Source organism: Pseudomonas sp. PI1, assembly GCF_000812405.1.
Classification (GTDB): domain Bacteria; phylum Pseudomonadota; class Gammaproteobacteria; order Pseudomonadales; family Pseudomonadaceae; genus Pseudomonas; species Pseudomonas citronellolis.
Map to the genome: position 1 here is coordinate 1 of NZ_JWMC01000007.1, position 13,386 is coordinate 13,386.

Consider the following 13,386-nt stretch of genomic DNA (forward strand, 5'->3'; position numbering starts at 1 on the left):
AGGCTGAACGTTACCGACGACGGCAAGAGCGAATGCGCGAGATCAACCTGCGTCAGGGGCAGCTGTTAATAGCATGAGGCGTGCCGGACAGCAGTGCGATGACATGGGGCGCCGGCCCTGCCGGCGGGATCGCGGATGAATCCTATCCACGTCGTTCCCATGTAGGAGCGCGCCCTGCACGCGAATCGCGGGCAGGGCCCGCTTACAGGTCGACGCTGAACCTCCCGTTCATGCCGGACAGCGCCCTGGCCCTTTCTTCGCCCCGGCAAAACCGCTATGTTCCACGCCCCTTTTCGGTGCGCCTGTTCGGTCATGCCTTACCTGCTTTTCGTAACCGTCCTTTGGGCGTTTTCCTTCAGCCTGATCGGTGAATACCTCGCCGGCCAGGTCGACAGCTATTTCGCCGTGCTCACCCGGGTGCTGCTGGCCGGCGCGGTGTTCCTGCCGCTGACGCGCTGGCGCGGGGTGGCGCCGCGCTTCATCGGCGGGGTGATGCTGGTCGGCGCGCTGCAGTTCGGCATCACCTACGTCTGCCTGTACCAGAGCTTCCGGGTGCTGACGGTGCCCGAGGTGCTGCTGTTCACCGTGCTCACGCCGCTGCACGTGGCGCTGATCGACGACGCCCTGAACCGCCGCTTCAACCCCTGGGCGCTGCTGGCCGCGGCGGTGGCCGTGCTGGGCGCGGCGATCATCCGTTACGACGGCGTCAGCGGCGACTTCATCGAAGGCTTCCTGCTGCTGCAACTGGCCAACGCCACCTTCGCCGCCGGCCAGGTGCTGTACAAGCACCTGGTGGCGCGCTACCCCTCGGACATCCCGCAGTACCGGCGCTTCGGCTACTTCTTCGTCGGCGCGCTGCTGGTCGCGCTGCCCGGCTGGGCGCTGCTGGGCAACCCGGCCAAGCTGCCGACCACCGAGGTGCAGTGGCTGGTGCTGCTGTTCATGGGCCTGCTGGCCACCGCCCTGGGGCAGTTCTGGTGGAACAAGGGGGCTACGCTGGTGGATGGCGGCACCCTGGCGGTGATGAACAACCTGCACGTGCCGGTGGGGTTGCTGATCAACCTGCTGATCTGGAACGAACATGCCGACCTGGTCCGCCTGGCCCTGGGCGGCGGGGTGATAGTGGCGTCGCTCTGGGTGAACCGCCTGGGGCTGGCGCGGAGGGCCGTGGCATGAACATTTCCGGTCGCGGCGTCGTCCTTTCCCTGGCCGCCTCGGTGCTCTTCGTCACGCTGCCGGGCTACCTGCGCTGGCTGGCGCCGCTGGACAGCATCCAGATCGTGGCGCACCGGGTGGTCTGGTCGATCCCCATGGTCCTGCTGCTGGTGGCCTTCACCGGCCAGGGCGGCGTGCTGCGCGATGCCGGCCGGCGCCTGCTGCGCGAGCGCTGGCTGCTGCTGTGCTTCCCGCTGAGCGCGGCGATGATGCTGGTGCAGTGGGGCGTGTTCATCTACGCGCCCATGGTCGGCCAGACCCTGCAGCTGTCCCTGGGCTACTTCCTGCTGCCGCTGACCATGGTGCTCTGCGGCCGGCTGTTCTACGGCGAGCGCCTGACGCCGCTGCAGGGCATCGCCGTGGCCTGCGCGCTGGTCGGCGTGCTCCACGAGCTGTGGCTGACCCGCGCCTTCTCCTGGTTCAGCCTGATCACCGCCCTGGGTTATCCACCGTATTTCATGCTGCGCCGGCGCATGGGCGTGGACGCGCTGTCCGGCTTCGTCTTCGAGATGCTGGTGCTGCTGCCCTTCGCCCTGTGGACCATCTGGCACTTCGGCGACCTCCAGGTGTTCGCCGAGACGCCGCGGCTGTGGGCGCTGCTGCCGATGCTGGGGCTGATCAGCGCCCTGGCCTTCGCCGCCATGATGGCCTCCAGCCGGCTGCTGCCCATGGGGCTGTTCGGCATCCTCAGCTATGTCGAGCCGATGCTGTTGTTCCTGCTGGCGGTGCTGTTCCTCGGCGAGGCGTTCCAGCCGCAGCAGTTGTGGACCTACGGGCCGATCTGGCTGGCCATCCTGCTCACCGGCTGGGACAGCGCGCGGCTGCTGCGCAAGCAGGCGCGGCGCGAGCGGCGGGGTGGTGGGGCGTGATGAGGCACGCTTTCAGCCACTCCATTTCAATGTAGGAGCGCGCCCTGCGCGCGATTCGCGGGCAGGGCCCGCTCCTACAGCCCTGCCCAACCGTGGGGCGAATAACCGTTCGCGGTTATCGCCGTTGGCCCCGCGCCCATGAAAAACGCCGTTTTCCCTGCCCGGGAAAACGGCGTCCTTGTTCTTGCGGCGCGGGCCCTTACTCGAAGCGATTGCCCGGCAGATCGGCCTTGGCCAGGGTCTCCGGCAGCACGCGCTTGGCCGCCAGGTAATGGCGTTGCCAGTACTTGTCGTTGAGGTTGGCCACCTTCACCCGCTGCCCGCGGCGCGGGGCGTGGACGAAGCGGTCGTTGCCGACGTAGATGCCCACGTGGTCGACGTTGCGGCTGCGGATGCGGAAGAACACCAGGTCGCCGGGCTGCAGGTCGCGGCGCGCCACCTTGGGGTTGCTGCTCTGGTAGATGGCCCGGGCGGTGCGCGGCAACTCGACGTCGTCGACGTCGCGGAACACGTACTTGACCAGGCCGCTGCAGTCGAAACCCTTGGGCGAGGTGCCGCCCCAGCGGTAGGGCGTGCCGATCATGCTGAAGGCGCGCTGGGTGACCTGGTGGGCGTCACTGGGCTGCTGCTTCGCCGGTTGGGCGATGCTCAGCAGCTCCTTGCCCTGTACCGGGACACGGAGTTCGAGAGGGGCGGGCGCGTAGGAACGCGAGGCCCGTGGGGAAGCTTCCACCCCGGTTACAACGGCGGCCAAACTGGCTGCCAAGCCTATGGAAAGGCATGTCAAAAGGGTACTGCGCATTCGGCATGTCTTCTTTCTGGTTGTGGATGTAACCCAGACTCCGCTGGATCGCCGTTGCTCTTCGGCGGGCGATGGTTTCCTTTGGTCCGCGAAAAATTCCGCGCATTCTGACCGACTTTTCGTGACAGTGTTTTGACCGTCCGTCGCTTGTGGGGAGCGCCGTGTGACTCGACGGGCATTCGGTGACATGTGTTCGGACTGCCCGGTCGGGCGCCGACCTTATAGCCGAAAGCCCTATGCCAGGCGGGTTGCCGGGAGATGGCCCAGGTTCGCGCGAAGGGGGCCGGAAGGGGGCGGGAAGGGCGTGGAGTGGGACCTGATGTCGCAGGGAAAAACCCGACGAAATGCAGGCCCTCTGACGATTTTCGTCAGTCGGCGAGGTGTTCGCGCAGCGCCGGCAGGACTTTTTCGCGCAGCAGCAGCGCCAGCGGCTCGGGGTGGCGGCCGTCTTCCAGCCAGGCCAGCTCTTCCGGTTCGGCGGCGGCGCGGGGGCTCACTTGAGGACCTGGTAGCGCACCTGCACGATGCCGCTGGGGAAGCTGCGCTGTTCCAGCAACTGCAGGCGCCGTTCGAGCCCGATGCCGAACAGCGGGATGCCGGCGCCGAGCAGGTGCGGAATGATGCTGACGATCACCTCGTCGAGCAAGTCCGCCGCCAGGCAGTTGCCGGCCAGGCTGCCGCCGCCCACCAGCCAGATGCGCTGGCAGCCGCGGGCCTCCAGGTTGGCCAGGGCTTCGCTGGGCGGGCAGTGCTGCAGTTCCACCCGGGGCGAGGCCAGCGGCAGCTGGTTGGCGCGGGTGAGGACGATGGCCGGCTTGTCCGGGTAGGGCCAGTCGCCGAAGTCCAGGCATTGCAGGTAGGTGCCGCGGCCCATCAGCAGGCCGTCGATGCCGGCGTAGAAGGCTGAATAGCCATGGTCGTCGTCATGGCCGTCGAATGCGTCCAGCCAGTCGACGCTGCCGTCGGGGCGGGCGATGTAGCCGTCCAGGCTGCTGGCCACGTAATAGATGAGGGTGGCGGACACGATGTTTCTCCGGGAAAGGCGCGCGGAAGCGCGCGCCTGCCTTGAGCATGGCACCGGCCCGGGCGGGCGGCCAGGCCGGGGGCTGTCGCCCGTCCGATCGGAGCCTGGCGCGGGGTTCTCAGGCCTGTTCCATGTCCAGCGCCGGGTGGCGTTCGCTACGAGCCGCCGGCGTCGGCAGCAAACCCTGCAGCCCGCCACGCAGGTCCTGGCCGCTGGGCTGCTGGTAGACGCCCAGGCCGAACTCCGGCAGCACCGCCATCAGGTAGTCGAAGATGTCGCCCTGGATGCGCTCGTAGTCCAGCCACGCGGTGGTGCGGGTGAAGCAGTAGATCTCCAGGGGCACGCCTTCGGCGCCGGGCTGCAGCTGGCGGACCATGCAGGTCATGTGCGGATGGATGTCCGGGTGGGCCTTGAGGTAGGCCTCGGCGTAGGCGCGGAAGGTGCCGATGTTGGTCAGCCGCCGGCGGTTGGCCGACAGCGGCACGTTGCCGGCGTTGGCCTGGTTCCACTCGCTCAGCTCGTCCTGCTTGCGCCGCAGGTAGTCGGTCAGCAGGCGCACGCCGGACAGCTTCTGCGCCTCGGCCTCGTCGAGGAAGCGCACCTGGCTGGCGTCGAGGTACAGGCTGCGCTTGATGCGCCGCCCGCCGGACTGCTGCATGCCGCGCCAGTTCTTGAACGACTCGGACATCAGGCGCCAGGTGGGCACCGAGACGATGGTCTTGTCCCAGTTCTGCACCTTCACCGTGTGCAGGGTGATGTCCACCACGTCGCCGTCGGCGCCGACCTGGGGCATCTCGATCCAGTCGCCCACCCGCAGCATGTCGTTGCTGGTCAGCTGCACGCTGGCGACGAAGCTCAGCAGGGTGTCCTTGTAGACCAGCAGCAGGACCGCGGACATGGCGCCCAGGCCGGAGAGCAGCAGCATTGGCGAGCGGTCGATGAGGATCGACACCACCACTATGCCGCCGAAGACGAAGAGGAACAGCTTGGCCAGTTGCACGTAGCCCTTGATCGAGCGGGTGCGGGCGTGTTCGGTGCGCGCGTAGATGTCCAGCAGGGCGTCGAGCAGGGCGCTCAGGGCCAGCAGCAGAAACAGCGCGGTGACCGCCATGGCCAGGTTGCGCAGGAAGGCCTCGGGCCTGCCGGTGAGGTTGGGGATCAGCGCCAGGCCGAACTGCACCACCAGCGACGGCACGGTCTGCGCCAGGCGCTGGAACACGCGGTTGTCGCGCAGGTCGGCGAGCCAGCTCAGGGCCGGCTGGCGCGCCAGCAGGTCGGCGGCGCGGCGGACCAGGAAGCGGGCCAGGCGGCCGACGATCCAGGCCACTGCGAGGAGGATGACGAGGCCGAGGGCGGCGCTGGTCAGCGGGTGTTGGTCGAGCAGGGCCCAGTAGCCCTGGAGGGTGGCGAGGGGAGAGGAAAGGTCCATAGGCCGGAAACATCCTTTGGATCGGGGCGCCAGTGCGGGGTGGCGCGTGGTGCGGAGGCTACGGGGTAGCCGCGAAGGCCCGGCCGCGGTGGCCGGGATGAGCGCGGCATTGTAACGGCAGGCTAGCGGCAGGGCCGAGCAGGATATTTCCGAAATGTAACCTCAGCCCGCCAGCTCCTCCAGGGTGCGCCCGCGGGTCTCGATGCCGAAGCCCCAGACCACCGCCGCGGCGACCAGGAAGCACAGCGCACCGAGGGTGAACACGCCGCCCTGGCCGGCCACCGGCAGGACCAGGCCGCTGACCGTGGGCCCCAGCAGCGAGCCGACGCGGCCCACCGCCGAGGCGAAGCCCGAGCCGGTGGCGCGCGCCGAGGTGGGGTACAGCTCCGGAGTGTAGGTGTAGAGCACCGCCCACATGCCGAACAGGAAGAACTGCATGGCCAGGCCGAAGCCGATCAGCAGCGCCAGGTTGCCGCCGAACACCGCGGTCTGCCCGTAGGCGTAGGCCATGGCGCCGCCGCCCAGGAGCATCAGCACGCAGCTGGGCTTGCGGCCCCAGCGCTCCACCAGCCAGGCGGCGCAGAGGAAGCCGGGGATGCCGGCCAGGGAGATCAGCACCGTGTAGTACACCGACTGCGTCACGGCGAAGCCGGATTGCTGCAGCAGCGCGCTGAGCCAGGAAGTCAGCCCGTAGAAGCCGAGCAGGGCGAAGAACCACAGGCTCCAGACCGTCAGGGTGCGGCTGCGGTAGGCCGGCGACCAGAGTTCGGCGAAGGCGCTGAAGAAGCCCGGGCGGTTCGGCTCGGGGCGCGCCAGGGCCTGCGGCTCGGGCAGGCTGGATAGCTTCAGCGAGGCCATCACCCGCGCCTCGATGCGCTGCAGCGAGCGCTCGGCCTTGTCCGCCAGCCCGGCCTGCTCCAGCCAGCGCGGCGATTCCGGGACCATGAAGCGGATGGCCAGGACGAACAGCGCCGGGAAGGCCAGCAGCAGGAACAGGCTGCGCCAGCCGGCCGCCGGCAGCACGAAGTAGGACAGGCAGCCGGCGGCGATGAAGCCCAGCGGCCAGAAGCCGTCCATGAGGGCGATGTAGCGGCCGCGGGCCCTGGCCGGGATCATCTCCGAGAGCAGCGACTGGGCGATGGGGAATTCCATGCCCATGCCCATGCCGATGCCCAGCAGCACGCGGTACAGCGTCAGGCTCTGCACGTCGCCGGCGGTGGAGCACAGGTAGCTGGCCAGGCCCCAGAGCACGATGCTCCACTGGAACACCGGCTTGCGCCCGAAGCGGTCGGCGAGCATGCCCGACAGCGCCGCGCCCAGGACCATGCCGAAGAAGCTGGAGCTGGCCAGCAGCCCGGCCTGGGCGCTGGACAGGCCGAACTCGGCTTTGATCGAGCCGAGCAGGAAGGTCATCATCGCCAGGTCCATGGAGTCGAAGAAGAACGCCAGGGCGATGATCACGAAGATTAGCCGGTGGTAGGGGCTCAGCGGCAGGCGCTCGAGGCGCTCGGCGGCAGTGGGGCGATGCGGCATCTCGACACTCCTTAGGCTGTCCTGCGGCCAGTCTGGGATGGGCCTGCGCGGTGGACTTGCCCGAGGGCGACACGGGGCGTGCGGATCGCGACCGGCGAATAAAACCTGCTTTCGGGCGCGGCAACCGTTAGGCTATGCAGCTATTTGGTCTTTTCGTCTTCCCGAGGTCTGCCTTGTTCGCCCAATTCGCCCTCCACGAACGCCTGCTCAAGGCGCTGGAAACCCTGTCCTTCACCGAGCCGACCGCCGTCCAGGCCGCGGCCATCCCGAAGGCGCTGGAGGGCCGCGACCTGCGCGTGACCGCGCAGACCGGCAGCGGCAAGACCGCCGCCTTCGTGCTGCCGCTGCTGCACCGCCTGCTCAGCGAAGAGAAGCCCAAGACCGGCGCCCGCGCGCTGATCCTGCTGCCGACCCGCGAGCTGGCCCAGCAGACCCTCAAGGAAGTCGAGCGCTTCGCCCAGTTCACCTTCATCAAGGCCTGCCTGATCACCGGTGGCGAGGACTTCAAGGTGCAGGGCGCGCGCCTGCGCAAGAACCCGGAGATCATCATCGGCACCCCCGGCCGGCTGAACGAGCAGTTCAACGCCGGCAACCTGCCGCTGGGCGACGTCGAGGTGCTGGTGCTGGACGAGGCCGACCGCATGCTCGACATGGGCTTCGCCGAGGACGTGCTCAAGCTTGCCGGCGCCTGCCCGGCGCAGCGCCAGACCCTGTTGTTCTCCGCCACCGCCGGCAGCGGCCTGCACGCGATGGTCGAGCAGGTCCTGCGCGAGCCGGAAAGCCTGCAGCTGAACCGCGTCAGCGAGCTGAACGAGGACATCCAGCAGCAGGTCATCCTGGTAGACGACAACGCCCACAAGGAAGCCATCCTGCATTGGCTGCTGGAGAACGAGACCTTCGAAAAGGCCATCGTCTTCACCAATACCCGCGTCCAGGCCGACCGCCTGACCGGCCGGCTGATCGCCGCCGGGCACAAGGTCTTCGTGCTGCACGGCGAGAAGGACCAGAAGGACCGCAAGCTGGCCATCGAGCGCCTGAAGCAGGGCGCGGTGAAGATCCTCGTCGCCACCGACGTGGCCGCCCGCGGCCTGGACGTCGAGGGCCTGGACCTGGTGCTGAACTTCGACATGCCGCGCCGCGGCGACGAGTACGTGCACCGTATCGGCCGCACCGGCCGCGCGGGCGAGGCCGGCCTGGCCATCTCGCTGGTGTCGCACAGCGACTGGAACCTGATGTCGAGCATCGAGCGCTACCTCAAGGTGCGTTTCGAACAGCGCACCATCAAGGAGCTCAAGGGCAGCTACAAGGGGCCGAAGAAGGTCAAGGCCTCGGGCAAGGCCGCCGGCACCAAGAAGAAAAAGACCGATGCCGGCAAGAAGGCCGGGGCCAAGCCCGCCGCCAAGCGCAAGCCGGCGAACAAGCCGAAGGCGGCGCCCTCGTCGGTGGTCAGCGACGACGGCATGGCGCCGCTCAAGCGCAAGAAGCCGGCTGCCGAGTAAGCCGTAGCCCGCGCGGGCTCTGCCCGCGATCGCGCGCAGGGCGCGCTCCTACAGGTTGGCGCCGACCTTCTCGCACACGCCGAACAGCCCCGTAGGATGGGTTGAGCGAAGCGATACCCATCGCCATGACCGCATGGGTTTCGCAAGCTCAACCCACCCTACAACAACTGCCGGGACCTGGCGGGCGTCCCGGATCACTCGAAGGCGAAATGCTCCGCCTTCAGCCCCATCACCGAACGCACCGGCTTGCCCATGGCTGCCGCGTGGCCCTTGGTGCGGGGCAGCAGGCGGGCGAAGTAGAAGTCGCTGGTGGCGATCTTGGCCTTGTAGAAGTCGCTCGACTCGCTGCCGCCCTGGCGCAGGCGCTTGCGGGCCGTGGCTTCCTGCAGCGCCCAGGCGTAGGCCAGGGCGACGTAGCCGGAGAACATCAGGTAGTCGTGGCTGGCGGTGCCCACCAGGTCGCGCTGCTTGCGGGCGCTCAGGGCGATGCGCAGGGTCAGCAGGTTCCATTGCGCGCACAGCTTCAGCAGCGTCAGCGCGCGACCACGCATGGCCGGTTCTTCCTTGAGCAGCCCGGTGGCGAATTTCGCCATCACTCTGGTGAAGTCGCGCACCGCCTTGCCCTGGGTCATCAGCAGCACCTTGCGCCCGAGCAGGTCCAGGGCCTGGATGCCGGTGGTGCCTTCGTAGAGCGTGGCGATGCGCGCGTCGCGGACGATCTGCTCCATGCCGTGCTCGCGGATGTAGCCGTGGCCGCCGAACACCTGCATGCCCAGGTTGGCGCTCTCCAGGCCCAGTTCGGTGAGGCAGCCCTTGAGGATCGGGGTGAGGAAGCCGAGCTTGTCGTCCCAGCGCTCGTACTCGGCGTTGTCGTTGGTGAGCAGGCCCTGGATCATCTTGTCGGCGTACTGCGTGGCCAGGTAGACCAGCGCGCGGCCGCCCTCGGCCACGGCCTTCTGCGTCAGCAACATGCGCCGCACGTCGCCGTGGTGCATCAGGCTGTCGGCCACCTGTTCCGGTTCCTTGGCGCCGGACAGCGCGCGCATCGAGCGGCGCTCGCGGGCATAGGCCAGGGCGCCCTGGTAGGCCAGCTCGGCGGTGGCCACGCCCTGAATGGCGGTGCCGATGCGCGCGCTGTTCATGAAGGTGAACATGCATTCCAGGCCCTTGTTCGCCGGGCCGATGAGAAAGCCCGTGGCGCCGTCGAAGTTCATCACGCAGGTGGCCGAGGCCTTGATGCCCATCTTCTTCTCCAGCGCGCCGCAGACCACGCCGTTGCGCGCGCCGAGGCCGCCGCCTTCGCCGGGCAGGAACTTGGGCACGATGAACAGCGAGATGCCGCGGGTGCCCCTGGGCGCGTCGGGCAGGCGGGCGAGGACGATGTGCACGATGTTCTCGGTGAGGTCGTGCTCGCCGGAGGAGATGAAGATCTTGCTGCCGGTGATGGCGTAGCTGCCGTCGGCGTTGGGCTCGGCGCGGGTCTTCACCTGGCCCAGGTCGGTGCCGCACTGCGGCTCGGTGAGGCACATGGTGCCGCCCCAGCGGCCTTCGGTGAGGGGCGTCAGGTAGGTGCGCTTCTGCTCCTCGGTGCCGTGCTGCATCAGGGTGTTCATGGCGCCCAGGGACAGCCCCGGGTACATGGAGAAGGGCCAGTTGGCGGTGCCGAGCATTTCCTGCTTGAGCGCGCCCAGGCTCATCGGCAGGCCCTGGCCGCCGTATTCCACCGGGTGCGACAGGCCTTGCCAGCCGCCGGCCACGTAGGCGTCGTAGGCTTCCTTGAAGCCCTTGGGCGTGCGTACCTCGCCGTTCTCCAGGTGGCAGCCTTCCTCGTCGCCGGAGTGGTAGAGCGGGGCGATCACTTCCTCGCAGAGCTTCGCGCATTCGCCGAGGATGGCGTCGACCATGTCCGGCGTGGCCTCGGCGCCGTTGATCAGGTTGCGGTAGTGCTCGGGGAAGTCGAAGACCTCGTTGAGCAGGAAGCGGGTGTCGCGCAGCGGGGCTTTGTAGACGGGCATCGCGGTGATCTCGGAAGGACGGTGGGCGCAGTTATACGGCCGCGCACCCGGTCTGGCCTTGGCAGCGGCAACAGCCGGCGCCTGGCAGATCGGACAATCGACCGCGATTGACCTTCGCGGGTATCGCGGGTATATACACGTATCATGCTGACCACCCAATGCCTCTGCACCCAGTTGCGCCGCGCCGCCCGAGGTGTCACCCGCGTCTATGACGATGCCCTGCAGGGCATCGGGCTGACGGTTGCGCAGTTTTCCCTGCTGCGCCACCTGGCGCGCCTGGAGCGACCGAGCATTTCCGAGCTGGCCGAGGCCATGGGCCTGGATCGCAGCACCCTGGGGCGCAACCTGCGGCCGCTGCAGGCCGAGGGCCTGGTGGAGCTGCAGGGCGACGCCGGCGACCAGCGCAACCGCCTGGTGCTGCTCACCGCCGCCGGGCGCGAGCGCCTGGAGCAGGGCGCGCAGCCCTGGGAAGCGGCGCAGCGGCGGATGTACGAACGCCTCGGGGTGGAGCGCCGCGAGCAGCTGATGGCGCTGCTGGGGGAGTTGGAAGCCCTCGATTGAACGCCCTGCCAAGGCGTTCGTATGGATTAATGCGGGTATATACCCCTGTTGGAGCGAGAAGAACAATGTCCAAGCTGTCGCGTGCGGGTTTCTGGATACTGCTGTCCGGCGCCCTGATCCTGGCCCTGTCCCTGGGCGTCCGCCACGGCTTCGGCCTGTTCCTCGCGCCCATGAGCGCCGAGTTCGGCTGGGGCCGCGAGGTGTTCGCCTTCGCCATCGCCCTGCAGAACCTCATCTGGGGCATCGCCCAGCCCTTCACCGGCGCCCTGGCCGACCGCTTCGGCGCTGCGCGCGCGGTGCTGGTGGGCGGCCTGCTGTACGCCCTGGGCCTGGTCATGATGGGCTACTCGGACTCGGCAGCGAGCCTGTCGCTGTCCGCCGGGCTGCTGATCGGCATCGGCCTGTCCGGCACCTCCTTCTCGGTCATCCTCGGCGCCGTCGGCCGCGCTGTGCCGCTGGAGCGGCGCAGCATGGCCATGGGCATTTCCGCCGCCGCCGGCTCCTTCGGCCAGTTCGCCATGCTGCCCGGCACCCTCGGCCTGATCGGTTGGCTCGGCTGGTCAGCGGCGCTGCTCGCCCTCGGCCTGCTGGTGGCGCTGATCGTGCCGCTGGCCGGGCTGATGCGCGACAAGCCGCTGCCGGTGCAATCCCACGAGCAGTCCCTGGGCGAGGCGCTGCGCGAGGCCTGCGGGCATTCCGGTTTCTGGCTGCTGTCGCTGGGCTTCTTCGTCTGCGGCTTCCAGGTGGTGTTCATCGGCGTGCACCTGCCGGCCTACCTGGTGGACCGCCACCTGCCGGCCACCGTCGGCACCACGGTGCTGGCGCTGGTGGGGCTGTTCAATGTGTTCGGCACCTACATCGCCGGCTGGCTCGGCGGGCGCTTCAGCAAGCCGAAGCTGCTGACCGCGCTGTACCTGATCCGCGGCCTGGTGATCCTGGCCTTCCTCTGGGCGCCGCTGACGGTGTGGACGGCCTACGCCTTCGGCATCGCCATGGGCCTGCTGTGGCTGTCCACGGTGCCGCTCACCAACGGCACCGTGGCCACCCTGTTCGGCGTGCGCAACCTGTCGATGCTCGGCGGCATCACCTTCCTGTTCCACCAGATCGGCGCCTTCCTTGGCGGCTGGCTGGGTGGCTATGTCTACGACCACACCGGCAACTACGACCTGGTCTGGCGGATCGCCATTCTCCTCTCGCTGCTCGCCGGCCTGCTCAACTGGCCGGTGCGCGAGCGTCCGGTGGCGCGCCTGGGCGCCGCGGAGGTAGCGTGAGGCCGCTATTGCGCCTGGGCGCGGCCGTGCTGGCCGCGGCGCTGCTGGGCCTGGCCTGGTGGGGCTGGCGGCATGGCGGCATGGCGTTGTTGCAGGCCGGCCTGGGCCATTGCTTCTGAGGATTGCCGCGGGCGGGGCAGGGGAGTAGCGTCCTTCGATCGAAGAAGGAGAATCGCCATGTCCCGCTACCTGTTCCTCGGCCTGCTGTGCTGCCTGCCCCTGGCCGCCCAGGCTGCCGACTGCCCGCCGCTGCTGGCGCAGCAGGGGCACCTGCAGAAGCTGCGCTCGAAGGTCGACCTCGACCTCTGCGGGCTCTACGCCGGCAAGCCGCTGCTGGTGGTCAACACCGCCAGCCACTGTGGCTTCACCCCGCAGTTCAAGGGCCTGGAGGCGATCTACCAGCGCTACAAGGGCCAGGGCCTGGAAGTGCTGGGCGTGCCCTCGGACGACTTCAAGCAGGAGGCCGACGACGCCGCCGAGACCGCCCAGGTCTGCTACGGCAACTACGGCGTGACCTTCAACATGACCCAGGTGCAGCCGGTGCGCGGCGACGACGCCATCCCGCTGTTCCGCGAACTGGCGCGCCAGGCCGACCAGGCGCCGCGCTGGAACTTCTACAAGTACGTGGTGGACCGCCAGGGCAAGGTGGTGGCGCAGTTCCCCAGCCTGACCAAGCCGGACGATCCGGCCTTGCAGGCGGCTATCGAGAAGGCCATCGCCAGCCAGCCGTGAAGATGGAAGAACCGGTCCAGCGTGGCTCCGCTCCCTCACCCCAGCCCTCTCCCGGAGGGAGAGGGGGCCGTTCGGGGTGGGCGGATAATGCAGCGTCAGCCGGCAAGTTCGTAGGGCGGATAACCGTTCGCGGTTATCCGCCGTTGGCCGTGCCGCCGGGGTGTCCGGCGTGGCCGGTGAGTCCAATCGTGGACGGAGTCCTACGGTTCCAGGAAGCACGGCTTTTCGTAGGATGGTGTTGAGCGAAGCGATACCCATCACCACGGCAGCATGGGTATCGCAAGCTCAACCCATCCTACGAAGAGCACCTCGGCGCAAGACAGTTGCTCCTGCGCCCGTGCTTTCCTGGCGTCGTAGCGGACTTTGTCCGCGATGGAACCATGTCCCGCGCTCGCCATCCCAAATGAAAAAATGCCGTTTCCCCCATGAAGAGAAA

General features: G+C 68.4%; 13 protein-coding genes. 7 read left to right on the plus strand and 6 right to left on the minus strand.

All coding sequences use genetic code 11. The annotated features are described in order from the left end of the window. Positions 1 to 312 precede the first annotated feature (312 nt). Together RN02_RS01685 and rarD are read left to right on the plus strand one after the other, a co-directional pair. Complete coding sequence (locus RN02_RS01685; protein ID WP_043312756.1) at positions 313 to 1,176, plus strand: carboxylate/amino acid/amine transporter; 864 nt, start codon at positions 313 to 315, stop codon at positions 1,174 to 1,176. After that, on the plus strand, positions 1,173 to 2,084 hold the full coding sequence (rarD, locus tag RN02_RS01690; protein ID WP_043312757.1) for an EamA family transporter RarD: 912 nt from the start codon (positions 1,173 to 1,175) through the stop codon (positions 2,082 to 2,084). Before RN02_RS01685 ends, rarD begins: the two co-directional genes overlap by 4 nt. Positions 2,085 to 2,283: 199 nt before the next feature. On the opposite strand, the gene RN02_RS01695 is transcribed toward rarD, so the two are convergent. The 5 genes from RN02_RS01695 to RN02_RS01710 all read right to left on the minus strand — a co-directional run bounded on the left by RN02_RS01695 (position 2,284) and on the right by RN02_RS01710 (position 6,872). Beyond that, positions 2,284 to 2,886 (minus strand): C40 family peptidase, encoded by a 603-nt coding sequence (locus RN02_RS01695; protein ID WP_009623631.1) that lies wholly within the window; start codon positions 2,884 to 2,886, stop codon positions 2,284 to 2,286. Positions 2,887 to 3,254: 368 nt separating this feature from the next. Beyond that, positions 3,255 to 3,383 carry a hypothetical protein gene (locus RN02_RS34410; RefSeq protein ID WP_267853174.1) on the minus strand — a complete coding sequence of 43 codons (129 nt, stop codon included), beginning with the start codon at positions 3,381 to 3,383 and terminating at the stop codon, positions 3,255 to 3,257. Next, positions 3,380 to 3,910, minus strand: coding sequence for a dihydrofolate reductase family protein (locus tag RN02_RS01700; RefSeq protein ID WP_043312759.1), 531 nt, complete (start codon positions 3,908 to 3,910; stop codon positions 3,380 to 3,382). The genes RN02_RS34410 and RN02_RS01700 overlap by 4 nt, the downstream gene beginning before the upstream one ends. Positions 3,911 to 4,028: 118 nt before the next feature. Beyond that, positions 4,029 to 5,339: a mechanosensitive ion channel family protein gene (locus RN02_RS01705; RefSeq protein WP_043312760.1), complete on the minus strand. Its 1,311-nt coding sequence runs from the start codon at positions 5,337 to 5,339 to the stop codon at positions 4,029 to 4,031. A gap of 162 nt (positions 5,340 to 5,501) precedes the next feature. Continuing rightward, positions 5,502 to 6,872, minus strand: coding sequence for an MFS transporter (locus tag RN02_RS01710; RefSeq protein WP_043312761.1), 1,371 nt, complete (start codon positions 6,870 to 6,872; stop codon positions 5,502 to 5,504). Positions 6,873 to 7,006: 134 nt separating this feature from the next. Here RN02_RS01710 and RN02_RS01715 point away from each other — a divergent pair, with 134 nt between their 5' ends. Beyond that, on the plus strand, positions 7,007 to 8,371 hold the full coding sequence (locus tag RN02_RS01715; RefSeq protein ID WP_152623711.1) for a DEAD/DEAH box helicase: 1,365 nt from the start codon (positions 7,007 to 7,009) through the stop codon (positions 8,369 to 8,371). A gap of 194 nt (positions 8,372 to 8,565) precedes the next feature. Here RN02_RS01715 and RN02_RS01720 read toward each other — a convergent pair whose 3' ends face one another. Beyond that, a complete protein-coding gene (locus RN02_RS01720; RefSeq protein WP_043312765.1) occupies positions 8,566 to 10,386 on the minus strand; it encodes an acyl-CoA dehydrogenase C-terminal domain-containing protein in 1,821 nt (606 codons plus the stop codon). A 144-nt stretch (positions 10,387 to 10,530) separates the two neighbouring features. Between RN02_RS01720 and RN02_RS01725 the strand changes: the two genes are divergently transcribed. From RN02_RS01725 to RN02_RS01735, 4 genes are all read left to right on the plus strand, one after another. After that, complete coding sequence (locus RN02_RS01725; RefSeq protein ID WP_043312766.1) at positions 10,531 to 10,947, plus strand: MarR family winged helix-turn-helix transcriptional regulator; 417 nt, start codon at positions 10,531 to 10,533, stop codon at positions 10,945 to 10,947. Positions 10,948 to 11,021: 74 nt separating this feature from the next. Next, a complete protein-coding gene (locus RN02_RS01730) occupies positions 11,022 to 12,218 on the plus strand; it encodes an MFS transporter (protein WP_141679843.1) in 1,197 nt (398 codons plus the stop codon). Continuing rightward, complete coding sequence (locus tag RN02_RS34415; protein ID WP_267853920.1) at positions 12,215 to 12,337, plus strand: hypothetical protein; 123 nt, start codon at positions 12,215 to 12,217, stop codon at positions 12,335 to 12,337. The genes RN02_RS01730 and RN02_RS34415 overlap by 4 nt, the downstream gene beginning before the upstream one ends. 58 nt (positions 12,338 to 12,395) lie before the next feature. Next, a complete protein-coding gene (locus RN02_RS01735) occupies positions 12,396 to 12,950 on the plus strand; it encodes a glutathione peroxidase (protein ID WP_009623611.1) in 555 nt (184 codons plus the stop codon). Positions 12,951 to 13,386: the final 436 nt, after the last annotated feature.